We start from the raw sequence: 21,529 nt of genomic DNA, 5'->3' as shown, positions 1-21,529 counted from the left end.
GGCTCGTTCTGATCGAGCGATCGCCGCCCGCCTCAGCCGCCCATCAGCATTCGCCATTGGGCCAGGTCGGCGGCCTGATACACGTAGTTGGAACGCTTGACTTCCGACAGCGAAGCGCTCGGCTCGGCCGAATACCAGTGCCCGGGAAAAACCGTCGGATCACCGGGCAGGGTCGCGAGTTGCTGCAGGCTGCGGTACATCTCGTCGGAGTCGCCCCCGGGAAAGTCGGTCCGACCGCAGCCCTCCAGGAACAACGTGTCACCGGCGACGAGGCGGCCGTCGAGCAGGAAGCACTGGCTGCCGGGGGTGTGGCCGGGAGTGTGCAGCAACTCGATTTCGATATCGCCGATGCTGACTTTGTCGCGATTCTCATGAGCGGTGAGGTCGCCGAGGCTGATTCCGGTAACTCGCGAAACCCATTGGGCCTCATGGGTATTGACGTGCACCGGCACCGCTTTCCGTTCCAGCAGCTCCGCCAGGCCCTGCAGCGTAAAGCCCATCATCGATCCGCCCACATGGTCGGGATGATGGTGCGTCACCAGCACCCCGGACAGGTGCATGCCGTCGGCCTCGAGCGTGTCGAGGAGTTCGCCGGCCGCGTACGCGGGGTCCACCACCACGCAGTCGCCCGTTTGGCGATCGCCGATCAGGTAGGCGAAGTTGCGCATTTGGGTCGCGAACATGTCGCCGGCGGCGAAGTCGCGACCGGAGAGCAGTTGACGAAAGTACAGCCGGTCCGTTGGCACGTGACCAGACTAGGACGTGCTCACCAAGGGTCCGCAACGCCGCCTCGAACTTTGCCGAATACCGCCTGCGAGCAGCGATTGCGCTGCTGTCCAGTGGGTATTGTTGGCACATGAGGAAGAAGGTCGAAATCGAGATCGACGTCGATCTGATCGACGAGGCGATCCGCCGCTTCCAGCTGGCCGATGCCCGCGAGGCCGTCAATCTCGCGTTGCGCACACTCCTCTCCGGAGTCGATAACGGCGAACCGGACGAAGATTACGACGAGTTCAGCGACCTCAGCGCCTGGCAGCCGCGCCGTAGCGGCGGCGGAGCTTCGTAAAGCCCGTGGTTTGGTCCGGTTGCGAGCCAGGCTGTACCCTCTTTTAGGCCCGCGGCACTGTCCGATTCGGGTGAATGGCCCCCTTAGCTCAGTCGGTAGAGCGTTTCCATGGTAAGGAAAAGGTCAACGGTTCGATTCCGTTAGGGGGCTCGGCGGACGCCGAGCAGGCGTGGCGGCCCCGACCCCGAAGGGGGTGGCCAGAGGCGATGTAGCTCAGTCGGTTAGAGCGAACGACTCATAATCGTTAGGTCGCCGGTTCGAGTCCGGCCATCGCTACAACACAACAATGCACACCTTGAGAGATTTGAGAGAGAACCGTCATGGCTTCCAGTACCGACGTGCGGCCGAAGATCACCTTGGCATGCGAGGTGTGCAAGCACCGCAACTACATCACCAAGAAGAACCGCCGGAACGACCCGGACCGCATGGAGCTGAAGAAGTTCTGCCCGAACTGCGGCAAGCACCAGGCGCACCGAGAGACACGGTAGCGACGACCCGCGCCCGTTTATTCAGACAGACTAGGTAGATTTTAGAGCCGTGCCGTTAAGCCAAGACATCGTCGGTATGCATTACCGCTATCCCGACCATTACGTCGTGGAGCGGGAGAAGATCCGCGAGCACGCCATCGCCGTGCAAAATGACGACGCCGCATTTCTCGAGGAGAAGGCGGCAGCCGAACTCGGCTATGCCGGGCTGCCGGCCCCGTTGACGTTCATCTGTGTGTTCGGCTACAAGGCGCAGACGTCGTTCTTCAAGTACGCGGGTATCGGGTTCACCGATCAGCAGATCGTGCAGGTCGACCAGGTGCTGAAGTTCAATGCGCCGATCGTGGCGGGTGACAAGCTGTACTGCGACGTCTACGTGGACGCGGTGCGGGTGTCGCACGGCACCCAGATCATCGTGACCAAGAACATCATCACCAACGAAGCGGGCGAAACTGTGCAGGAGACCTACACGACCCTGGCGGGCCGTGCCGGTGACGAGGGAGAAGAGGGATTTACTGATGCCACTGCGTGAGTTCAGCTCGGTGAAGGTGGGTGACCAGCTTCCCGAGCGGACCTACCCGCTGACCCGACAGGATCTGGTGAATTATGCGGGGGTTTCCGGCGACTTGAACCCGATCCACTGGGACGACGAGATCGCCAAGGTCGTCGGGCTGGATACCGCGATCGCGCACGGCATGCTGACCATGGGTATCGGCGGCGGCTACGTCACCTCGTGGATCGGTGACCCCGGTGCGGTCACCGAGTACAACGTGCGGTTCACCGCCGTGGTGCCGGTGCCCAACGACGGCAAGGGCGCCGAGCTCGTCTTCAGCGGCCGGGTCAAGTCCGTCGATCCCGAGACCAAGTCGGTGACGATCGCCCTGACGGCCACCACGGGCGGCAAGAAGATCTTCGGTAGGGCGATCGCGTCCGCCATACTGGCGTAGCCCATGGCGCTCAAGACAGACATCAGGGGAATGATCTGGCGCTACCCTGACTGCTTCGTCGTGGGGCGGGAGCAACTCCGTCAGTTCGCGCAATCCGTCAAGAACGACCACCCGGCCTACTTCGAGGAAGACGCGGCCGCCGAACTCGGCTACGACGGGATCCTCGCGCCGCTGACCTTTACGACCATCCTCGCCAAGCGGGTCCAGCTGGATTTCTTCCGGCACGTCGACATCGGCATGGAGACGCTGGTGATCGTCCAGGTCGACCAGCGGTTCGTGTACCACAAGCCGCTGCTGGCCGGGGACAAGCTATGGGCCCGCATGGACGTCCACTCGGTGGACGAGCGCTTCGGCGCCGACATCGTCGTCACCAAGAACACCTGCACCGACGATCAGGGTGAGGTGGTCTTCGAGGCCTACACCACGTTGATGAGCCAGCACACCGACGGGTCCGCCAACCTGCGATGGGATCCAGAGTCCGGCCAGGTCGTCAGAACGGCGTAATTAGTATCTGAGTGCGGCACCGTTGTACACTCGGACCTCGGGGTTTTCCCAGCATCAGCGCGCTTTCCGTGAGTCGAAAGAACGGGGAGCGCGCGTGTCATGTAAGCCCCGGTAGGTAAGCGCAGGTTGGCCTGCCAACCGCGAAGGGGCGTAGCTCAACTGGCAGAGCAGCGGTCTCCAAAACCGCAGGTTGCAGGTTCAAGTCCTGTCGCCCCTGCTGAACACGAAGGCGTGCCATGGTGGACACTGGAATAATGGCCCACCACGACCGGAACGGCCTGCGGACACTGGCAAACTTAAGGAGCATGCGGTGAGCGACGAAGGCGACGCTGCCAACGACGCCACAAGCGACGGCGCTGACAGGGAGGACGACCGCGCGAATAGCGGTCGGACCGCTGTGGTGACGCGACCGCAGCGCCCGACCGGCAAACGATCCCGGCAGCGAGCGGCCGATGCCGGCGAGGACTTCGACGTAGAGTCGGCGGACGAGGTTGAGGTCGCCAAGGAGGACAAGGCCACCAAGGGTGGCAAAGCCAAGAAGGCCAAAAAGCCTAGGAAGCCGGGGGGCCGTACGGCCAACCCGTTCGTGTTCGTCTACAACTACCTCAAGCAGGTCGTTGCAGAGATGCGGAAGGTTATTTGGCCCAACCGCAAGCAGATGCTCACCTACACGTCGGTGGTGCTGGCGTTCCTGGCATTCATGGTGGCGCTGGTCGGCCTCGCGGATTTCGGACTCACCAAGCTTGTGCTGCTGGTGTTCGGCTGAGCGACGGAATAGAGAGGACTGAAAACCGTGACTACCTTCGACGGTGACACGTCCGCGGGTGAAGCGGTCGACGTAGAAGAGCGCGCCGAGGGCACTGAGGCCCCGGACACCTCAGCGGTCGAGGCTCACGAGGAGCCGGCCGAAGAGGTCGACCCGGCCGCCGCGCTCAAGGCGGAGCTGCGCAGCAAGCCCGGCGACTGGTACGTCATCCACTCCTACGCGGGCTACGAGAACAAGGTGAAAGCCAACCTCGAGACGCGCGTGCAGAACCTGGACGTCGGCGACTACATCTTCCAGGTCGAGGTGCCCACCGAAGAGGTCACCGAGATCAAGAACGGCCAGCGCAAGCAGGTCAATCGCAAGGTGTTGCCCGGCTACATCCTGGTGCGCATGGATCTGACCGACGACTCGTGGGCCGCGGTGCGCAACACGCCGGGCGTCACCGGGTTCGTCGGCGCGACGTCGCGACCGTCGGCCCTGACGCTCGACGACGTGGTGAAGTTCCTGCTGCCGCGAGGGGCGACCAAGAAGGCCGCCAAGGGCGCGGCCGCCACCGCCGCCGCCGCCGAGGCGGGTGGGCTGGAGCGTCCGGCCGTCGAGGTCGACTACGAGGTCGGCGAATCGGTGACGGTCATGGACGGGCCGTTCGCCACGCTTCCGGCGACCATCAGCGAGGTCAACGGCGAACAGCAGAAGCTCAAGGTGCTGGTGTCGATCTTCGGCCGCGAGACGCCGGTGGAATTGACGTTCGGCCAAGTCTCAAAGATCTAACCGGGCAATCAAGCCCAGTCCAGGAAGGAACACCAACATCTCATGGCCCCGAAGAAGAAAGTCGTCGGGCTGATCAAGCTGCAGATCGTGGCGGGGCAGGCCAACCCTGCGCCGCCGGTCGGACCCGCGCTCGGCCAGCACGGCGTCAACATCATGGAGTTCTGCAAGGCGTACAACGCTGCCACGGAGAACCAGCGCGGCCAGGTCATCCCGGTGGAGATCACGGTCTACGAGGACCGCAGCTTCACGTTTACGCTCAAGACGCCGCCCGCCGCCAAGCTGCTGCTCAAGGCCGCCGGCGTGGGCAAGGGCTCGGCCGAGCCGCACAAGACCAAGGTCGCCAAGGTCACCTGGGACCAGGTTCGTGAGATCGCCGAGACCAAGAAGACCGATCTCAACGCCAACGACATCGACGCGGCAGCCAAGATCATCGCCGGCACCGCCCGGTCGATGGGGATCACCGTCGAATAGACCTGCATAGTTCGACCCCAACCGTGGGAGGGCCAGCTTCGGCCCGCTGCTTAACCACGACCCAACACCCGATTGGATGAATCAATGAGCAAGAACAGCAAGGCATACCGCGCCGCCGCCGAGAAGGTGGACCGCAACAACCTGTACAGCCCGCTGGAGGCGGCCAAGCTCGCCAAGGAGACCGCGTCGGCCAAGCAGGACGCGACGGTCGAGGTGGCGATCCGGCTCGGCGTCGACCCCCGCAAGGCGGACCAGATGGTCCGCGGCACGGTCAACCTGCCGCACGGCACCGGTAAGACCGCGCGCGTCGCGGTGTTCGCGGTCGGCGACAAGGCCGATGCCGCCGTCGCCGCGGGGGCTGATGTTGTCGGCAGCGACGACCTGATCGAGAAGATCCAGGGCGGCTTCCTCGACTTCGACGCCGCGATCGCGACGCCTGACCAGATGGCCAAGGTCGGCCGCATCGCTCGCGTGCTGGGTCCGCGCGGCCTGATGCCAAACCCGAAGACCGGCACCGTCACCCCGGACGTCGCCAAGGCCGTGGCTGACATCAAGGGCGGCAAGATCAACTTCCGCATCGACAAGCAGGCCAACCTGCACTTCGTCATCGGCAAGGCGTCTTTCGACGAGAAGGCCCTCGCGGAGAACTACGGCGCGGCCCTCGACGAGGTGTTGCGGCTCAAGCCGTCCGCCTCGAAGGGCCGCTACCTGAAGAAGATCACCGTGTCGACGACCACGGGCCCAGGCATCCCGGTGGACCCGTCCATCACCCGCAACTTCGCCGAGGCCTGATTTTTTAGGCCGAGGCGCTATCGCATCGCGAACCGTCTTGTGGTCGGCACACGGTGCTCAAGTGACTGACGGAGTGGCTACCCGCCGCACTCGGCGATGCGGCGGCGCAGGAACTCGCGGCCCGGCTCGGAACCGTTGACTGCCAACGCTTCTCGGTACCAGGTGACGGCATCGGCCGGCCTGCCCGCACGCCGAAGCAGGTCGGCGCGCACCGTCGCGACCAGATTGGAGCGGCCCAGCCGGGGGTCGTGTGCCACCTCGTCGAGGGCGGCGAGCCCGGCGTCGGGTCCGTCGCGGAAGCCGACCGCCAGGGCGCGGTTGGCGCGCACGACCGGTGAGCCGGTCAGCTGTAGCAGCCGGTCGTAGGCCGCGCAGATGGTGACCCAGTCGGTCCGGCCCCAGGACGGCGCCGTCGCGTGCAACGCGGCGATCACCGCCTGCGGCAGATAAGGGCCCGTCGAACCCTCGGCCCGGCGTAGCCGATCCAGCCCCCGGGCGATGCGGCCGCGGTCCCACCGCCGGCGGTCCTGCTCCTCGAGCGGCACCAGCATCCCGGTGTCGTCGATCCGGCTGGCCCGTCGCGAATCGTGCAGCAGCATCAGCGCGGCCAGCGCGTGGGCCTCGGGCTCGTGCGGCATCAGCGCGCACAGCTCACCGGCCAGCCGGATCCCTTCGTCGCACAGTTCGTCGCGGATCGCCGACGGGCCCGCCGTGGACCAATACCCCTCGGTGAACACGGAGTAGACGCAACCCAGCACGTGCGGGGTGCGTTCGGGCAGCAGCTCGGCGGGCGGCACCCGTAACGGGATGTTGGCGTGCCGAACCTTGTTCTTGGCGCGCGTGATTCGCTGGCCGATCGCCGCGTCGGTCTGCAGCAGCGCACGGGCGATTTCGGCGACGGTCAACCCCGACACCAGCCGCAGGGTGAGCGCCAGCTGAGATTGGCGGTCCAGGGCGGGGTGTGCGCAGGTGAACATCATCCGCAGCTCGTCGTCGCGAACGGGAGACGGGTCGGAGTGGTCGGTGCGCGCCCGGATTTCGTCGATCACGGCCGCCAATTCCTTTCCGGGACGCACGGATTCGCGGCGCAGGCGATCGCGCGCCCGGTTGCGGGCGACGGTCACCAGCCATCCGCCGGGATTGTCCGGCAGGCCGTCGCGGTTCCAGCTGCGAAGCGCCTCGGCGCAGGCTTCCTGGACGGCGTCCTCCGCGATGGTGAGGTCGCCGGACCACCGCGCGAGCGCGGCGACGGCGGGTCCCCACTCCCGCCGGAAGACGCCGTCCAGGTCGGACATCGTTGGTGCTTAGAGCCCCGAGACTCCAGCCAGTTGCCGCACCTGCACGGTCGAAGCGGGGATCATCGACGCCAGCTTGACGGCCTCGTCGCGATCCGCGGCGGCAAGGAAGTAGATCCCGGTGGCGATCTCGGCGCCTTCCACATATGGCCCGTCGGTGATGAGGACCTCGCCGTCGCGCACCCGCACGGTCGTGGCGGTGGACCTGTCGTGCAGGGCGGCGCCACCGATCACATGGTTTCCCGCGGCGGCCGCGAAATCTCCATGACGTGCCGCCACCGCCTCCCACTCCGGGGTGCCCGGGGTGTGCGCGGACGCGGGCGGTTCCAACAGCAGCGCGAGCCAGTCGTTGCCGGTGAGTTCGCGGGACGGTTGAAGTGAGTGCACCACCGGCCAGAGTTCCACGGCCCCGAAAGCGGCGATCGGGACGTCGCGCGCCAATGCCAGTGCCTCGTCGAGGTTCTCCGCCTCGAACACGTAATAGCCGCACGCCACCTCGGCGGCCTCGGCGAAGGGGCCGTCGGTGACCATCGGCGCATCCGGGCCGCCGGTGATGACCGCCGCAGCGGCGGCGGGCGCCAGCGCGTCACCGGCTTTGATCGCCGAGCCGGCTTTGGCGTGGAAGTTCTCCCAGGCGGCCATGCCGGCCGCCCACTCTTCAGGCGTGCGGTCTTGCTCCTTGCTGATCAACAGGGCGAAGTACTGCATGATCGTCACCTCCGGGGTAGTGAGCGAAGCCTCGTGCTCCACTCTCTACCTATCCGACGAACGACGCAGCCCCGATCCGACAAGCTAGGCCGCAGCTCCCGGCTTCAGGTAGGTCACCAGGCTGACGTCCAGCATTTCGTCGGTGAAGTAGTGCTCGCAGCCCCGCAGATACTTGATGTAGCGGTTGTAGACCTCTTCGGAAGTGACCTCGATGGCCTTCTGCTTGTTGGACTCCAGCGTGTCGCCCCAGATGTGCAGTGTCTTGATGTAGTGCGGGCGCAGCGAAAGCGGTTCGGGCACAACAAAACCCGCCTTCTCACCGTGGTCGACCATCATCTGTGTGGACGGCAGCCGGCCACCCGGGAAGATTTCGGTGACGATGAACTTGATGAATCGGGCCGTCTCGAAGGTCAGCTTCTTGCCGCGGGCCGCCATCTCGTACGGGTGGTAGCTCACGCTGCTCTGGACGGTCATCCGGCCGTCCTCGGGCATGATGTCGTAGCACCTCTTGAAGAAGTCGTCGTAGTTCTCGTGCCCGAAGTGCTCGAAGGCCTCGATCGACACGATCCGGTCGACCGGCTCGTTGAAGTCCTCCCAGTTCTGCAGGCGCACCTCACGCGAACGATTGGTGTCGATCGAAGCCAGCACCTGCTCACAGCGGGCGTGCTGGTTCTTGGACAGCGTCAGGCCGATGACGTTGACGTCGAACCGCTCGACGGCGCGCTTCATGGTGGTGCCCCAGCCGCAGCCGATGTCCAGCAGGGTCATCCCCGGCTTGAGGTCGAGCTTGTCCAGGTTCAGGTCGATCTTGGCGTACTGCGCCTCTTCCAGCGTCATGTCGTCACGCTCGAAGTAGGCGCAGCTGTAGATCCGGGTCGGGTCCTGGAACAGGGCGAAAAAGTCGTCGGAGACGTCGTAGTGCGCCTGAATGTCCTCGGGAGCCGTCCGCGTCTTCGTCGGGCTAGCAGGTTGATCAGCCATTTTCGTCTTGTTCTCCTGGATGAAGTTCACTACATATACCCACGCACTTGCTTCGTGATGTGACGTGCAACGATACCCAACTCTACTTTTCCAGCGTGAATTGGTTGCAGTCGATGTAGCCCATGCGGAAAGCCCTGGCACAGCCTGTCAGGTACTTCATGTACCGCTCGTACACCTCGTCGGACTGGATCCTGATGGCGTCGTCCCTGCGCGCCTGCAGGGCGTCGGCCCACAGGTCGAGGGTCTTGGCGAAGTCGGTCTGCAGCGACTGAACGCGGGTCACGCGGAAGCCGATCTTCGCCGAGTGCTCCTCGACGGTCTCGATCATCGGCAGCCGGCCGCCCGGGAAGATGTCGGTCACGATGAACCTGATGAACTTGGCGACCTCCATCGTCAAGGGCAGGCCGCGCTCGATGATCTGGTTTCCGTGCAATCCCGTGATCGAGTGCAGCAGCATCACGCCGTCGTCGGGCATGGCGGCGTAGGCGAATTTGAAGAAGTCGTCGTAGCGGTGAAAGCCGAAGTGCTCCAACGCCTCGATGGTGACAATGCGGTCCGCCGGTTCGCTGAACTCGGACCAGTCGCACAGCAGTGCCCGCCCCGACCGGCCGGTGTCGATCCCGTCGAGCACCTGCTGGCAGTGGGCATGCTGATTTTTGGACAGGGTCAGCCCGACGACGTTGACGTCGTAGCGCTCGGCGGCGCGTTTCAGAACGGAACCCCAACCGCAGCCGATGTCGAGCAAGGTCATCCCGGGCCGAAGCCCGAGTTTGTCCAGCGTCAGGTCGAGCTTGGCGAGCTGCGCCTCGTGCAAGGTCATGTTCTCGCGGGGGAAATACGCGCAGCTGTAGGTACGGGTCGGATCCTGGAAGAGCGCGAAGAATTCGTTCGACAGGTCGTAGTGCGCTTGCACGTCGTCAATGTTGGACCGCGTACGAACAGCGCCTGCCAGGTTGTCAGACATATGTCCCTCCCGAGGGACGGGCTCCAGATGAGGTGGCCATCCTCTCGGGCGACGGTACTCGCCGAGGGTCGGAAACGGCGCATTTGCGCGCGCGCCGGAGTTTCTGCGGGCCGGGCGCTACTTGGTCAGCGTGTACTGGGCGACGTTGGCGATCGTCTTGCGGAAGAGGTCCGCGCAGCCGGTCAGATAGCGCATGTAGCGGTCGTAGACCTCTTCGGACTGGATGGCGATGGCGCGTTCGCGATTGGCCTCCAGATTGGCGGCCCAGGTGTCCAGAGTTCGCGCGTAGTGCGGCTGCAGATATTCGATCTGCTCGATCGTGAAACCGCTGTTACGTGCATTGTCGACGATATCGGGTTCGCCGCACATTGCCCCGCCGGGAAAAATCTCCTTGCCGAGGAAGTGCAGGAAACGCAGGTCTTTCATCGTGATCGGGATGCCGTGCTCGGTCCAGTACGACTGCGGCTGCGTGAAAATGCTGTGCATCATCATCCGACTGTCGTCGGGGAGGGTCTTGTAGGCCCAGTCCCAGAACGTGGGCCAACGCTCCTTTTTGAACGCGTCGAAGGCCTCGAAGCTGATGATCCGATCGACCTGCTCGTCAAACTCTTCCCAACCCTGCAGCCGGGCCTCGGCCCGCCGGGTTGTTGGGATTTCGGCCAGCCTTGCTTTGGTGCGCGCGTAGTGATTTCGGCTGAGCGTGATGCCGATGACATTCACGTCGTATTTCTCAACCGCTCGGACCACGGCCCCGCCCCAGCCGCAGCCGACGTCGAGCAGCGTCATACCGGGCTCGAGGTTCAGCTTGTCTAGCCCCAGATCCAGCTTGGCGAGCTGCGCCTCTTCCAGCGTCATGTCGTCGTTCTTGAAGTAGGCGCAGGTGTACACCATGTTGGGGTCAAGGAACAGCGCGAAGAAGTCGTCTGAAATGTCGTAGGTTGCCTGCGACTCTTCGTAATACGGCTTCAGCTTGGCCATTGGTAGAACACCTCCTTTGACAACCGTACAACGCGGCGATACGAACCGAGATCGCAGGGGGAGCGTTTCTTCGAGTGTTTTCGGCTCAGCTCGCTTTGGCGAAGTTGCTCGACAGCACACCGATCACGTGGTCCCACAACTGCTGTGGCAGATCATGTCCCATCCCGTCGAATAACACCAATCGAGCGCCGTCGATGGCGTTGGCCACCGCGCGGCCGCCGAAGGGCCGCATCAGTTTGTCGGCCCGGCCGTGGATCACGACGGTGGGGACGGCGGTCCGCCGGTTGTAACCCCTCAGGCTGCCGCTGCCCAGCACGGCGTCGAAATGCCGTGCGACGCCCCACGGGTAATAGCTCCGTTCGTAGCTTTCGATGGCCTCGGCCCGGAGTTGCTCCTCGGACGCCAAGAAGCGACGACTGCCGATGATCTTGCTCACCCGGATGGCATTGTCGATGATCACGTCGCGGGGCGAGCTCGGCGCCGGCCCCTTGATGAGCGCCAGCAGCTGGCGAGGACCGGGCGGCGGCAGGAACGCCGAATTGTTGCTGGAGAAGATGACTCCGAGGGTTTTCGTCCGCTCGTCGAAGCGTGCGGCGAAGATCTGGGCGATCATGCCGCCCATCGACGCGCCCACGATGTGCGCGTGTCTTATGCCGAGATGGTCCAGCACGGCCGCGGCGTCGTCGGCCATGTCCTCGAGCGTGTATGCCGCTTTGCTCGGCAAGCCCAGCCAGGAGCGCGCCAACCGCGTGACCAGCGGCTGCCCCGAGCTGCGGTGCTGGGTCTTGCTCGACAGGCCGACGTCGCGGTTGTCGTACCGGATGACGCGCAGCCCGTGGCCGACCAGTTGCTCGCAGAAGTCGGTGCGCCACAGCAGCAGCTGGGCGCCCAGCCCCATGATCAGCAGGACCGGTGGGTCGTCGATGTTGCCCATGTCCTCGTAGTACAGCTTCAGGTCGCCGGACGTGGCGTTCCCGGTGCGGATCTCCATCAGACTTCGATGTCGGACTGGTGCTCGCGGCTGACCTCGACCATGAAGTTCGCGAAATAGCCGGTCAGCTGCGGGTCGGACATCATCTGCCACTTCGGCGCGAGCAGCTTCATGTACCGCTCGACGTAGAGGAACTGCTTGCCGATGAGCACCAACTCGCGGGGCAGCTTGACGTCGTAGGCGTCGGCCAGGGCCGACAGCTGCCGCCCGAGGTCGGCGTAAGACATGTCGCCCAGCGTCTGCATGGTCAACGGGGTGGCGAACTTCTCCAGGTCCTCGGCGGCCTGGGCCTCGGGCTTCATGGTGCCGACGGCGCCCATCAGCACGACGATCTTGCCGGCCGACGCGTGGTCCTTCTTCACCAGCAGCGCATACACCAGCTCGCGCAGCAGCCAGCGGGTGCGCGGGTCGATGCGGCCCATGATGCCGAAGTCGAAGAACACGATGCGGCCCGCCTCGTCGACGTAAAGGTTGCCGGCGTGCAGGTCGCCGTGGAACAGCCCGTGCCGCAGCCCGCCCTCGAAAAGCGAGAACAGCAGCGCCTTCACCAGTTCGACCCCGTCGAACCCGGCCTTGCGGATGGCGGCGACATCGTCGATGCGGATGCCCTGCACCCGCTCCATCGTCAGCACCCGCTCGGAGGTGAAGTCCCAATGCACCTGCGGCACCCGGATGTTGCGGCCCAGCGGCGAGGCGTGCAGGTGCGAGACCCACGCATCCATCGACTGCGCCTCGAGCCGGAAGTTCAGCTCCTCGGCCAGGTTGTCGGAGAAGTCGGCGACCACGTCCTGCGCCGAGAGCCGGCGGCCCAGCTTGGCCAGTTCGACGGCCTGGGCGAAGCGCTTGAGGATCTGCAGGTCGGCGGCGACCCGGCGGCGGATGCCCGGGCGCTGAATCTTGACGACGACCTCTTCGCCGGTGTGCAGGGTGGCGTAGTGCACCTGGGCGATGGACGCCGACGCGAACGGCGTCTCCTCCCACTTGGCGAACAGGTCGGCGGGGTCGCCACCGAGCTCCTCGACGAGCAGCTTGTGCACCTCGTCGGTGTCGGCGGGCGGCACCCGGTCGAGCAGGCCGCGAAATTCACGGGACAGGGATTCGCCGAACGCCCCGGGGCTGGACGCGATGATCTGCCCGAATTTCACGTACGTCGGGCCGAGGTCGGCGAAGGTCTGCGGGAGCTGCTTGATCACCTTCTGCTGCCAGGGCCCCCTGCCCGGGAGCTTGCTGACGACGCGAGCGGCGGTGCGGGTGACCTGCCAACCGGTGACGGCTACCCGGGCCGCTTCCACCGGCAGCGGCACCCGGTCAAGCCTGGCCACGTCTCGGTGTTTGGTGGAACTCATCCCAGCAGTCTGCCAAATCGGCGGAGCCAGGCCCAATCCTCTAGCTCGGAGGCTCACCGCTCTTCCAGGGTTGTACCCAGCCCTGGATCGCCCAGCCCTCCAGCCCGGCGATCAACTCGTACATGGTGGCGCCGTCGATGGTTTCTCGAACGATGTCGGCGTGCCCCGCGTGGCGGGCCAATTCGTTGATCACATGCAGGATCACCCAGCGCACCGACCAGGCCTCCTGATCCTTGGGGAACCAGGGGATGTCCTGGGGAACCGGCACCGCGGCGTCGAGGTCCGCGGTCTCCACCAGCCGCAGGGACTTCGCGTTCTGTTCTTTGAATGCCCGCAGCAGCCCGTCCAGTGTCTCGTCGGGCCGCATCACATGCTGGTCCGCGAACTCGCTCGCGATCTGCTCGAAGGGGCGCGGGTCCTTCGGGGGCGCATCCGGCGCGGCGGCGACCCGCGCCATCCAGGTGCGCTGCATAGCGGTGACGTGCTTGACCAGCCCGCCGATCGACAGCGCGCTGACCGAAGGCGTGGACCGGGCCTGTTCATCGGTGAGGCCGTAGCTGACGGCGAAATACGCGCTCTGGTGAAACGCCAGGAATTCGCGCAGGGCGCTGCGTTCGTCGGCCACCGGCGGGGCGAGGGCGGGCATTAGGAGATATTACGTCCCATGCGCCGTAAAGTGCGGGGATGCAGCTGGTTTCGGCACACTCGACCGAGCTGTTCGCCGGGCCGCCGGACGCGCCGCTACAGCTGGCCCGCGTCACCGTATCCGCAGTGGCCGAACCGACGCCGATCCGCGTCGACGGGGACGGTTTGACCGGGGAGGCAGTGGCCGGGGTCGGCGACGAGGTCGTCGAGGTCCCGGTCAGGGTGGACCGCCCGATCGTCGGGCAGCGGCGGGCGGCGCGGGCGCTGGCCGCCGGCGCCCGGGTGCCGTTCGAGTTCATCGTGGCCGAGCCCGGCTGGACCATGTTCATGGTCAGTCACTTCCACTACGACCCGGTCTGGTGGAACACCCAGGGCGCCTACACCAGCGAGTGGCGCGAAGACCCGCCGGGGCGCCAGGCCAACGCCTTCGAGCTGGTGCACGCGCACCTGGAAATGGCTCGCCGTGAGCCCGAGTACAAGTTCGTGCTGGCCGAAGTGGACTACCTCAAGCCGTACTCGGATACCCGCCCCGAGGACCGCGCCGACCTACGCCGGTTCGTCGCCCAGGGCCGCGTCGAGGTGATGGGCGGCACCTACAACGAGCCCAACACCAACCTCACCAGCCCGGAAACGACCATCCGAAACCTGGTGCACGGCATGGGATTCCAGCGCGACGTGCTGGGCGCCGACCCGGCGACCGCGTGGCAGCTCGACGTGTTCGGCCACGACCCGCAATTTCCCGGGCTGGCCGCCGACGCCGGGCTGACGTCGAGCTCGTGGGCGCGCGGCCCGCACCACCAGTGGGGCCCGACCCACTCCGGGGGCGTCGAGGGCATGCAATTCTGCAGCGAATTCGAGTGGATCGCGCCGTCCGGTCGGGGCCTGCTCACCCACTACATGCCGGCGCACTATGGGGCGGGCTGGGGGATGGACTCGTCGGCCTCACTGGCCGAGGCCGAGGAGGCCACCTTTGCGCTCTTCGACCAGCTCAAGAGGGTCGCGCTGACGCGTAACGTGCTGCTGCCGGTCGGCACCGACTACACGCCGCCGAACAAGTGGGTCACCGCCATCCACCGCGACTGGGCCGCGCGCTACACCTGGCCGCGCTTCGTGTGCGCGCTGCCGCGGGAGTTTTTCGCGGCCGTGCGGGCCGAACTGGCCGAGCGCGGCCGCGTCCCGTCGCCGCAGACCCGCGACATGAACCCGATCTACACGGGCAAGGACGTGTCCTACATCGACACCAAACAGGCCAACCGGGCCGCCGAGACCACCGTGCTGGAGGCCGAGCGGTTCGCCGTGTTCGCCGCGCTGGTGTCCGGTGCCGAGTACCCGCAGGCGGCGCTGGCCAAGGCGTGGGTGCAGCTGGCTTACGGGGCGCACCATGACGGCATCACCGGCTCGGAGTCAGACCAGGTCTACCTCGACCTGCTGACCGGCTGGCGCGACGCGTGGGAGCTGGGCCGCGCGACCCGCGAGCGTTCGCTGGCGTTGCTGTCCCGGGCGGTCGGTGTTGTCGAGGGCGATGTCATCGTGTGGAACCCGTTGGCCCAGCGGCGCACCGACGTCGTCACCGCGCGGATCGACCCGCCGCTCGCCGCCGGGGTCCGGGTGCTGGACGCCGACGGTGCCGAGCTGCCCGCACACGTCGAGCACGGCGGCCGGTCGGTCACCTGGCTGGCGCAAGGGGTGCCGTCGCTGGGCTGGCGGGCGTACCGGCTCGTTCCCGCCGACGGCCCGAGCGGCTGGGAACCGGTGTCCGGCTCGGCGATCGCCAACGAGCACTACAGGCTCGAGGTCGACCCGGCGCGCGGCGGGGGAGTCGTGTCCCTGGTTCAGGACGGCCGCGAGCTGATCGCTGACGGGCGGGTGGGCAACGAGCTGGCCGTCTACGAGGAATATCCCGCGCACCCGAGGCAGGCCGAGGGCCCGTGGCACCTGCTGCCCAAGGGGCCGGTGGTGTGCTCGTCGGAGTCGCGGGCGCGGGCGCAGGCCTACCACGGGCCGCTGGGGCAGCGGCTCGTCGTCACCGGGCGCATCGGCACCCTGCTGCGCTACACCCAGACCCTGACGCTGTGGCGCGGCGTGTCGCGGGTGGACTGCCGCACCACCATCGACGAATTCAGCGGGGTCGACCGCCTGGTGCGGCTGCGCTGGCCATGCCCGGTGCCGGGCGCCATGCCGGTCAGCGAGGTCGGTGACGCCGTCGTGGGACGGGGTTTCGCGTTGCTGCATGACGGACCCGAATCGGTGGACACCGCGCAGCACCCGTGGACGCTGGACAACCCGGCCTACGGCTGGTTCGGCTTGTCTTCGGCGGCGCGCGTCCGGTCGGGTGAGGCCGTGCGGGCGATCTCGGTGGCCGAGGTGGTGTCGCCGGACGAGGCGGTGTCGGGACCGCTGGCGCGCGAGCTGATGGTCGCGCTGGTCCGCGCCGGGGTGACCGCGACCTGCAGCGCCGCGGACAAGCCGCGCTACGGCCAGCTCGACGTCGACTCGAACTTGCCGGACGTGCGCATCGCGCTGGGCGGACCGGCCCGCAACGCCTTCACCAAGGCCGTGCTGGCACAGGCCGACCCGGTGTACGCGGACGAACTCGACCGCCAGTTGGCCACGACGGGCCAGGCCCGGGTCTGGGTGCCGGCCGCGACGCCGTTGGCCGCGGTGTGGGTGCCGGGCGCCGACCTGCGTGCGGCGGCGGCGTTGCCCGTGCTGGTGATCGCCGGCCGCGACGAGGAAAGCCTGGCCGCCGCGATCGCGTCGGTAAGCGAGGGTCTGGCCGACGCCGAGGTCGTGGTGACCCAGCGGGCACCGGCGGGAATCGACGGATTCGAGGACCGCACCGTCGCCCTGCTCAACCGGGGCGTGCCCAGCTTCGCCGTCGACGCCGAAGGCACCCTGCACACCGCGTTGATGCGCTCCTGCACCGGTTGGCCGTCGGGCGTCTGGATCGACGAACCGCGCCGCACCGCCCCGGACGGCTCGAACTTCCAACTCCAGCACTGGACCCACGATTTCGACTACGCGCTGGTCTGCGGCGCGGGCGACTGGCGGCGCGCCGAGATCCCCGCCCGCAGCGCGCAGTTCTCCCACCCGCTGCTCGCCGCCGCTTGCGGCCGGGCGCGGGGCGCGTTGCCCGCGTCAGGATCGCTGTTGAACGTGGAGCCCGCCGGCGGGGTGCAACTGGCGGCCCTCAAGGCGGCCGGCAACCCGCTCACGGCGGGTCGCGCCCGGCCGGTCGACCCGCGCGCCGTGGCGCTGCGCCTGGTGGAAACGAGGGGGGCGGGGACCAGTGTGTTGATCGGCTCGGACATCGGCGAGGTCAGCGACTTCCGCGCTGCCGACTTACTCGAAAACCCGAGCGAGGGCCGCCGTCCGCTCGACCTGCATGGGTACCAGGTGGCCACCGTGCTGGCCCGGTTCGAGACGCCCCGCGCGCTGACGGAATCCAGCGCGCTGGCCCCACAGGCGGAAATCGCCCAGCCGTTGTACGCGCGCTACTGGCTGCACAACCGGGGCCCGGCGCCGCTCGGCGGGCTGCCGGCCGTCGCGCATCTGCATCCCGCGCGGGTGGCCGCCGAGCCCGGCGGCGAGGTGATGGTGCGCCTCACCGCGGCCAGCGACTGCAGCGATGCCACCCTGACCGGCACGGTCACGCTGGTATGTCCGGACGGCTGGTCGGCCAAGCCGGACGAGCTGCCCCTCACGCTGCGCAGCGGCGACTACCGCGAGGCCGACGTGGCGGTGTCGGTGCCCGCATCGGCCGAGCCGGGGCTGTACCCGGTCCGGGCCCAGCTCCGCATCAGCGGGGACGAGATTCCGGCCGCATGGCGACAGACGGTCGAGGATGTGTGCCTCGTCGAGGTCGGCGCGTGCGACGAGGCGAAGCTGATCTACCTCGCCGAGGGGCCGGCTGACCTCGAGTTGACCGCCGGCGACACGGCGGCGCTGACCGTCAGGATCGGCAGCCACGCCGGGGCGGACCTGGCGCTCGAGGCGCATCTGATCAGCCCGTGGGGCACGTGGGAGTGGCTGGGCCCCGCCGTGGTGGGCGCGGTCCTGCCCGCCCGCGGCACCGCCGACCTCGCCTTCACGGTGGCCCCTCCCGCCTGGCTGGACCCCGGCCGGTGGTGGGCCCTGGTCCGGGTCGGCTGCGCCGGCCGGCTGGTCTATACCCCGGCGGTAGAGGTGACCGTGACATGAGCGTGGTCGCCACGGTTGCCGGGATCCCGGTCTTGGTCGACGAGGTCGACGCGGCCGAAACCCGGCTGCGCGGCGGACCGGGCGCGGCCGCGTTGCCGGCGGGCGGCACGAGCGAAGGCCGTCAGCTGCGGCGCTGGCTGACCCAGCTGATCGTGACCGAGCGGCTCGTCGCCGCCGAGGCCGACGCGCGCGGCCTGAGCGGGCGAGGCGTGCCGAGCGAAGCCGAGCTGCTGCCCGACGCCACGGCGCGGCTGGAGCTCGGCAGCGTCGCCGCGGCCGCGCTGGCCGAGCCTCGCGCGCGGGCGCTGTTCGCCGACGTCACCGCCGCGGTGGGCGTCGACGACGAGCAGGTGGCCGACTACCACGCCCGCAACCCGCTCCGGTTCGCCAAGCCGCGCCGCGAGCGGCACGGCTGGCGGACCCCGCCGCCGGTCGGGCCGCCGCTGGACGACGTCCGGTCGGCGATCGCCGACCACCTGCGGGGCGCCGCCCGGCGGCGCGCCTTCCGGGTGTGGCTGGACGCGCGGCGGGCCGAGCTGGTGCGGCTTGCCCCCGGCTACGAGCATCCCGGCGACCCCCGCCAACCCGACAACACCCACCGGCACTGATCGCGATGCTCACCCTCTGCCTGGACATCGGCGGCACCAAGATCGCCGCCGGCCTAGCCGATCCCGACGGCACGCTGGTGCACACCGTCACCCGGCCCACGCCGAGCGGCGGCGCGGCCGAGGAGGTGTGGGCCGCGGTCGAGGCGACAATCGCCGACGCGCTGCACGCGGCCGCCGGTGCCGTCGCCGCGGTGGGTATCGGTTCGGCCGGCCCCATCGACCTGCCCGGCGGAACCGTCAGCCCCATCAACATCAAGGGCTGGCAAGGCTTCCCGCTGCGCGACAGAGCGGCGGCCGCGGTGCCGGGAGTGCCCGTACGGCTCGGCGGCGACGGCGTGTGCATGGCGCTGGGCGAGCACTGGCGCGGCGCCGGTCGGGGCGCCGACTTCCTGCTGGGCATGGTGGTGTCCACCGGCGTGGGCGGCGGACTCGTGCTCGGCGGCATTCCGTACACCGGCCGCACCGGCAATGCCGGTCACGTCGGGCACGTGGTGGTGGAGGACGGTGGCCCGCCCTGCGTGTGCGGCGGCCGTGGCTGCGTCGAGGCCATCGCGTCCGGACCGTCGATGGTGCGCTGGGCGCGGGCCAACGGTTGGTCCGCGCCGCCCGTCGCGGGTGCCCGGGAACTGGCCGCCGCGGCGGCGGCCGGGGATCCGGTGGCGGACCGGGCATTCCGCAGGGGGGCTACCGCGCTCGCGGCGATGATCGCCTCGGTCGGCGCGGTCTGCGATCTGGACCTCGTCGTCATCGGGGGAGGCGTCGCCAACTCCGGTCGCCTGCTCTTCGATCCCTTGCGGGAGAAGCTGGCCGAATACGCCGGGCTGGATTTTCTGGCCGGTCTGCGGGTGGTGCCCGCCGAACTCGGCGGCCAGGCCGGACTGGTCGGCGCCGCCAGGCTGGCCAGCCTCACCTGAGCCGTCACCTGAGGGCCGCCGTTTTGGCTGCCGGGGGCGGGTCAGGCTATCCTGATTGCCGATCCACCGAAGACCGTCGGTCACCGAGAAATCGGTTGAAGGTCCGGGAGCATCCCGGCGGCCCACGCAGGAGGACGAGGCAGTCAGTGCCGGCACGCGCCGGCGCCTATTCACGCCCCGGCCGCATCCTGCGCCGGGGCGTTCGTCGTTCCACGGGTGAATCGCAGACGAAACGTCGCAAGGCTTTCACTTCAGGAGGTACGCATGGCCAGGGCTGACAAAGCCACCGCCGTTGCAGACATCGCCGAGCAGTTCAGGGACGCGGCCGCGACCCTGATCACCGAGTACCGCGGGCTGACCGTGGCCAACCTGGCCGAGCTGCGCCGGTCGCTGAGTGGATCGGCCACCTACTCGGTGGCCAAGAACACGCTGATCAGGCGGGCGGCGTCCGAGGCGGGCGTCGAAGGTCTCGATGAACTGTTCGCCGGCCCCACGGCCATCGCGTTCGTCACCGGGGAACCGGTCGACGCCGCCAAGGCCATCAAGACCTTCGCCAAGGAAAACAAGGCGCTGGTCATCAAGGGCGGCTACATGGACGGCCGCGCGCTGACCGTCGCCGAGGTCGAGCGCATCGCCGACCTGGAGTCGCGCGAGGTGTTGCTGGCCAAGCTGGCCGGCGCGATGAAGGGCAACCTCGCCAAGGCGGCGGGCCTGTTCAACGCCCCCGCCTCGCAGGTCGCCCGCCTGGCGGCCGCGCTGCAGGAAAAGAAGGCCGCAGAAGCACCGGCCCCCGCGCCCGCCGCGGAGGCCGCGCCCTCTGAGCCGGCCCCAGAACCAGCTTCGGAAGCACCCACTGAGGCTCCGGAAACCCCGGCCGAAGCCGAATAACCCCCAACCCAAACCAGGAAGGACCCACACACCATGGCGAAAATGTCTACCGACGACCTGCTTGACGCCTTCAAGGAAATGACCCTGTTGGAGCTCTCCGACTTCGTCAAGAAGTTCGAGGAGACCTTCGAGGTCACCGCGGCCGCTCCGGTCGCCGTCGCCGCGGCCGGCCCGGCCGCCGGTGGTGCCCCCGCCGAGGCCGCCGAGGAGCAGTCCGAGTTCGACGTGATCCTCGAGGCCGCCGGCGACAAGAAGATCGGCGTCATCAAGGTGGTCCGCGAGATCGTCTCCGGCCTGGGCCTCAAGGAGGCCAAGGACCTGGTCGACGGCGCGCCCAAGCCGCTGCTGGAGAAAGTCGCCAAGGAAGCCGCCGACGAGGCCAAGGCCAAGCTGGAGGCCGCCGGCGCCACCGTCACCGTCAAGTAGCTGCACTTCGCAAAACCCCCGGGACCGCCCTGTGCGGTTCCCGGGGGTTTTCGTGTGCTCAGCCCGCCCGCATCGCCGACTGCAGGGATTGCGCCACCCGCTCAGGTGAATCGCCCAGCGCCACAAGCAGATTCGAATTCATCGACGCGAGCAACGGCAGTACGGCTGCGCCGTCGTGGCCGTAGTAGCCGGCCAGCTCCAGCATCACGAACCCGTGGATCAGCGCCCAGAACTGGGCGGCGGTGGCCACCACGGCCGCGTCGTCGTCCGGCGGGCCCACGCTGATCCGGCCCGCCAGCATGCACCGATGCACCCCGCGCACCACGTGCGCGAAGCTCGGGTAGTGCCGCTCGATATCGGCGACCGACAGCGTCAGGACGTTGTCCGCCGGTGCGTTGATGCCGTGCGCGCTGGTGCTGCCGAACATCAGCCGGTACATGTGCCGATGCTTGATGGCATAACGCCGGTAGGCCGCGCCGATCGCGAACAGGTCGGCGACGGGGTCGGCGGTCTGCGGCACCGTCAGGGCGGCGTCGAACTGCCGCAGCCCCTCCGCGGCCACCTCGGCGATCAGGCCCCGCATCCCGCCGAAATGGGTGTACAGGGCCATCGTCGAGGTTCCCGCCGCGCCTGCGACCTTGCGGGTCTGCAACGCGTCGGGGCCGTGCTCGTGCAGCAGATCCACTGCGGCGGACAGCATCTCGTCGCGGACACTGCGCGGTGCGGCCGGCGTCGCGCGCGAGGTCGTTTCTGAAGTCATCGTTGCCATCTTCCCATCCCCGG

The 21,529-nt window shown here is 67.8% G+C and carries 24 protein-coding genes and 3 tRNA genes; 17 read left to right on the top strand and 10 right to left on the bottom strand.

The window, feature by feature from the left end; all coding sequences use genetic code 11:
• Positions 1-32: 32 nt before the first annotated feature.
• Positions 33-746, bottom strand: a complete 714-nt coding sequence (locus tag AWC17_RS27625; protein WP_085165523.1) for an MBL fold metallo-hydrolase — start codon at positions 744-746, stop codon at positions 33-35.
• A gap of 110 nt (positions 747-856) precedes the next feature.
• Between AWC17_RS27625 and AWC17_RS27620 the strand changes: the two genes are divergently transcribed.
• The 12 genes from AWC17_RS27620 to rplA all read left to right on the top strand — a co-directional run bounded on the left by AWC17_RS27620 (position 857) and on the right by rplA (position 5,802).
• Entirely contained in the window at positions 857-1,066 is a 210-nt protein-coding gene (locus tag AWC17_RS27620; RefSeq protein ID WP_046184598.1) for a type II toxin-antitoxin system VapB family antitoxin, read from the top strand.
• 77 nt (positions 1,067-1,143) lie between these two features.
• A tRNA-Thr gene (locus tag AWC17_RS27615) sits at positions 1,144-1,216 on the top strand.
• A 52-nt stretch (positions 1,217-1,268) separates the two neighbouring features.
• Positions 1,269-1,342, top strand: a tRNA-Met gene (locus AWC17_RS27610).
• A gap of 44 nt (positions 1,343-1,386) precedes the next feature.
• Positions 1,387-1,554 carry a 50S ribosomal protein L33 gene (rpmG, locus tag AWC17_RS27605; RefSeq protein ID WP_007167776.1) on the top strand — a complete coding sequence of 56 codons (168 nt, stop codon included), beginning with the start codon at positions 1,387-1,389 and terminating at the stop codon, positions 1,552-1,554.
• 49 nt (positions 1,555-1,603) lie between these two features.
• The gene (gene hadA, locus AWC17_RS27600; RefSeq protein ID WP_046184599.1) at positions 1,604-2,083 is read left to right on the top strand and encodes a (3R)-hydroxyacyl-ACP dehydratase subunit HadA; all 480 of its coding nucleotides are present in this window, start codon (positions 1,604-1,606) and stop codon (positions 2,081-2,083) included.
• Positions 2,070-2,498 carry a (3R)-hydroxyacyl-ACP dehydratase subunit HadB gene (gene hadB, locus AWC17_RS27595; RefSeq protein WP_046184600.1) on the top strand — a complete coding sequence of 143 codons (429 nt, stop codon included), beginning with the start codon at positions 2,070-2,072 and terminating at the stop codon, positions 2,496-2,498. The genes hadA and hadB overlap by 14 nt, the downstream gene beginning before the upstream one ends.
• 3 nt (positions 2,499-2,501) lie before the next feature.
• On the top strand, positions 2,502-3,002 hold the full coding sequence (gene hadC, locus AWC17_RS27590; protein ID WP_046184601.1) for a (3R)-hydroxyacyl-ACP dehydratase subunit HadC: 501 nt from the start codon (positions 2,502-2,504) through the stop codon (positions 3,000-3,002).
• Positions 3,003-3,146: 144 nt separating this feature from the next.
• Positions 3,147-3,219 (top strand) — tRNA-Trp (locus AWC17_RS27585).
• A 93-nt stretch (positions 3,220-3,312) separates the two neighbouring features.
• Positions 3,313-3,768 carry a preprotein translocase subunit SecE gene (gene secE, locus AWC17_RS27580; RefSeq protein WP_046184602.1) on the top strand — a complete coding sequence of 152 codons (456 nt, stop codon included), beginning with the start codon at positions 3,313-3,315 and terminating at the stop codon, positions 3,766-3,768.
• A 27-nt stretch (positions 3,769-3,795) separates the two neighbouring features.
• Positions 3,796-4,539: a transcription termination/antitermination protein NusG gene (gene nusG, locus AWC17_RS27575; RefSeq protein WP_046184603.1), complete on the top strand. Its 744-nt coding sequence runs from the start codon at positions 3,796-3,798 to the stop codon at positions 4,537-4,539.
• 42 nt (positions 4,540-4,581) lie between these two features.
• A complete protein-coding gene (gene rplK, locus AWC17_RS27570) occupies positions 4,582-5,010 on the top strand; it encodes a 50S ribosomal protein L11 (RefSeq protein ID WP_007167782.1) in 429 nt (142 codons plus the stop codon).
• Between the two features lie 84 nt (positions 5,011-5,094).
• Entirely contained in the window at positions 5,095-5,802 is a 708-nt protein-coding gene (gene rplA / locus AWC17_RS27565; protein ID WP_046184605.1) for a 50S ribosomal protein L1, read from the top strand.
• Positions 5,803-5,879: 77 nt separating this feature from the next.
• On the opposite strand, the gene AWC17_RS27560 is transcribed toward rplA, so the two are convergent.
• The 8 genes from AWC17_RS27560 to AWC17_RS27525 all read right to left on the bottom strand — a co-directional run bounded on the left by AWC17_RS27560 (position 5,880) and on the right by AWC17_RS27525 (position 13,690).
• Positions 5,880-7,097 (bottom strand): RNA polymerase sigma factor, encoded by a 1,218-nt coding sequence (locus AWC17_RS27560; protein ID WP_085165521.1) that lies wholly within the window; start codon positions 7,095-7,097, stop codon positions 5,880-5,882.
• A gap of 9 nt (positions 7,098-7,106) precedes the next feature.
• Positions 7,107-7,805, bottom strand: a complete 699-nt coding sequence (locus AWC17_RS27555; RefSeq protein ID WP_046185326.1) for a YciI family protein — start codon at positions 7,803-7,805, stop codon at positions 7,107-7,109.
• A gap of 84 nt (positions 7,806-7,889) precedes the next feature.
• Positions 7,890-8,786 carry a hydroxymycolate synthase MmaA4 gene (gene mmaA4 / locus AWC17_RS27550; protein WP_046185325.1) on the bottom strand — a complete coding sequence of 299 codons (897 nt, stop codon included), beginning with the start codon at positions 8,784-8,786 and terminating at the stop codon, positions 7,890-7,892.
• Between the two features lie 82 nt (positions 8,787-8,868).
• Entirely contained in the window at positions 8,869-9,750 is an 882-nt protein-coding gene (gene mmaA3 / locus AWC17_RS27545) for a methoxy mycolic acid synthase MmaA3 (protein WP_046185323.1), read from the bottom strand.
• 117 nt (positions 9,751-9,867) lie between these two features.
• Entirely contained in the window at positions 9,868-10,728 is an 861-nt protein-coding gene (locus tag AWC17_RS27540; protein WP_046185322.1) for a cyclopropane mycolic acid synthase family methyltransferase, read from the bottom strand.
• 85 nt (positions 10,729-10,813) lie between these two features.
• A complete protein-coding gene (locus AWC17_RS27535) occupies positions 10,814-11,719 on the bottom strand; it encodes an alpha/beta fold hydrolase (protein WP_046185321.1) in 906 nt (301 codons plus the stop codon).
• A complete protein-coding gene (locus tag AWC17_RS27530; protein WP_046185320.1) occupies positions 11,719-13,065 on the bottom strand; it encodes an ABC1 kinase family protein in 1,347 nt (448 codons plus the stop codon). Before AWC17_RS27530 ends, AWC17_RS27535 begins: the two co-directional genes overlap by 1 nt.
• Positions 13,066-13,105: 40 nt before the next feature.
• Entirely contained in the window at positions 13,106-13,690 is a 585-nt protein-coding gene (locus AWC17_RS27525; RefSeq protein ID WP_046185324.1) for a DinB family protein, read from the bottom strand.
• Between the two features lie 59 nt (positions 13,691-13,749).
• On the opposite strand from AWC17_RS27525, the gene AWC17_RS27520 reads away from it, so the two are divergent.
• The 5 genes from AWC17_RS27520 to rplL all read left to right on the top strand — a co-directional run bounded on the left by AWC17_RS27520 (position 13,750) and on the right by rplL (position 20,746).
• Positions 13,750-17,910 carry a glycoside hydrolase family 38 N-terminal domain-containing protein gene (locus AWC17_RS27520; RefSeq protein ID WP_085165519.1) on the top strand — a complete coding sequence of 1,387 codons (4,161 nt, stop codon included), beginning with the start codon at positions 13,750-13,752 and terminating at the stop codon, positions 17,908-17,910.
• Entirely contained in the window at positions 17,907-18,518 is a 612-nt protein-coding gene (locus tag AWC17_RS27515) for a DUF7158 domain-containing protein (RefSeq protein WP_047323369.1), read from the top strand. Before AWC17_RS27520 ends, AWC17_RS27515 begins: the two co-directional genes overlap by 4 nt.
• A 5-nt stretch (positions 18,519-18,523) precedes the next feature.
• Positions 18,524-19,432: an ROK family protein gene (locus tag AWC17_RS27510; protein WP_047323368.1), complete on the top strand. Its 909-nt coding sequence runs from the start codon at positions 18,524-18,526 to the stop codon at positions 19,430-19,432.
• Between the two features lie 264 nt (positions 19,433-19,696).
• Positions 19,697-20,320: a 50S ribosomal protein L10 gene (gene rplJ / locus AWC17_RS27505; RefSeq protein WP_085165517.1), complete on the top strand. Its 624-nt coding sequence runs from the start codon at positions 19,697-19,699 to the stop codon at positions 20,318-20,320.
• A gap of 33 nt (positions 20,321-20,353) precedes the next feature.
• Positions 20,354-20,746 (top strand): 50S ribosomal protein L7/L12, encoded by a 393-nt coding sequence (gene rplL / locus AWC17_RS27500; protein WP_007167798.1) that lies wholly within the window; start codon positions 20,354-20,356, stop codon positions 20,744-20,746.
• Positions 20,747-20,804: 58 nt separating this feature from the next.
• Here rplL and AWC17_RS27495 read toward each other — a convergent pair whose 3' ends face one another.
• A complete protein-coding gene (locus tag AWC17_RS27495; RefSeq protein ID WP_046186731.1) occupies positions 20,805-21,506 on the bottom strand; it encodes a TetR/AcrR family transcriptional regulator in 702 nt (233 codons plus the stop codon).
• Positions 21,507-21,529 lie beyond the last annotated feature (23 nt).

Source organism: Mycobacterium nebraskense (assembly GCF_002102255.1).
Taxonomy (GTDB): domain Bacteria; phylum Actinomycetota; class Actinomycetes; order Mycobacteriales; family Mycobacteriaceae; genus Mycobacterium; species Mycobacterium nebraskense.
Note: the sequence above shows the minus strand (reverse complement) of the source record. Positions and strands in the feature narration are given on the sequence as shown.

What these genes read in the sequence shown, in the direction of transcription:
- AWC17_RS27620 (WP_046184598.1), top strand. Translation starts at nt 857, where the DNA reads ATGAGGAAGAAGGTCGAAATCGAGATCGACGTCGATCTGATCGACGAG.
- rpmG (WP_007167776.1), top strand. Translation starts at nt 1,387, where the DNA reads ATGGCTTCCAGTACCGACGTGCGGCCGAAGATCACCTTGGCATGCGAG.
- hadB (WP_046184600.1), top strand. Translation starts at nt 2,070, where the DNA reads ATGCCACTGCGTGAGTTCAGCTCGGTGAAGGTGGGTGACCAGCTTCCC.
- hadC (WP_046184601.1), top strand. Translation starts at nt 2,502, where the DNA reads ATGGCGCTCAAGACAGACATCAGGGGAATGATCTGGCGCTACCCTGAC.
- rplK (WP_007167782.1), top strand. Translation starts at nt 4,582, where the DNA reads ATGGCCCCGAAGAAGAAAGTCGTCGGGCTGATCAAGCTGCAGATCGTG.
- rplA (WP_046184605.1), top strand. Translation starts at nt 5,095, where the DNA reads ATGAGCAAGAACAGCAAGGCATACCGCGCCGCCGCCGAGAAGGTGGAC.
- AWC17_RS27560 (WP_085165521.1), bottom strand. Translation starts at nt 7,097, where the DNA reads ATGTCCGACCTGGACGGCGTCTTCCGGCGGGAGTGGGGACCCGCCGTC.
- AWC17_RS27555 (WP_046185326.1), bottom strand. Translation starts at nt 7,805, where the DNA reads ATGCAGTACTTCGCCCTGTTGATCAGCAAGGAGCAAGACCGCACGCCT.
- mmaA4 (WP_046185325.1), bottom strand. Translation starts at nt 8,786, where the DNA reads ATGGCTGATCAACCTGCTAGCCCGACGAAGACGCGGACGGCTCCCGAG.
- mmaA3 (WP_046185323.1), bottom strand. Translation starts at nt 9,750, where the DNA reads ATGTCTGACAACCTGGCAGGCGCTGTTCGTACGCGGTCCAACATTGAC.
- AWC17_RS27540 (WP_046185322.1), bottom strand. Translation starts at nt 10,728, where the DNA reads ATGGCCAAGCTGAAGCCGTATTACGAAGAGTCGCAGGCAACCTACGAC.
- AWC17_RS27535 (WP_046185321.1), bottom strand. Translation starts at nt 11,719, where the DNA reads ATGGAGATCCGCACCGGGAACGCCACGTCCGGCGACCTGAAGCTGTAC.
- AWC17_RS27530 (WP_046185320.1), bottom strand. Translation starts at nt 13,065, where the DNA reads ATGAGTTCCACCAAACACCGAGACGTGGCCAGGCTTGACCGGGTGCCG.
- AWC17_RS27520 (WP_085165519.1), top strand. Translation starts at nt 13,750, where the DNA reads ATGCAGCTGGTTTCGGCACACTCGACCGAGCTGTTCGCCGGGCCGCCG.
- AWC17_RS27515 (WP_047323369.1), top strand. Translation starts at nt 17,907, where the DNA reads ATGAGCGTGGTCGCCACGGTTGCCGGGATCCCGGTCTTGGTCGACGAG.
- AWC17_RS27510 (WP_047323368.1), top strand. Translation starts at nt 18,524, where the DNA reads ATGCTCACCCTCTGCCTGGACATCGGCGGCACCAAGATCGCCGCCGGC.
- rplJ (WP_085165517.1), top strand. Translation starts at nt 19,697, where the DNA reads ATGGCCAGGGCTGACAAAGCCACCGCCGTTGCAGACATCGCCGAGCAG.
- rplL (WP_007167798.1), top strand. Translation starts at nt 20,354, where the DNA reads ATGGCGAAAATGTCTACCGACGACCTGCTTGACGCCTTCAAGGAAATG.
- AWC17_RS27495 (WP_046186731.1), bottom strand. Translation starts at nt 21,506, where the DNA reads ATGACTTCAGAAACGACCTCGCGCGCGACGCCGGCCGCACCGCGCAGT.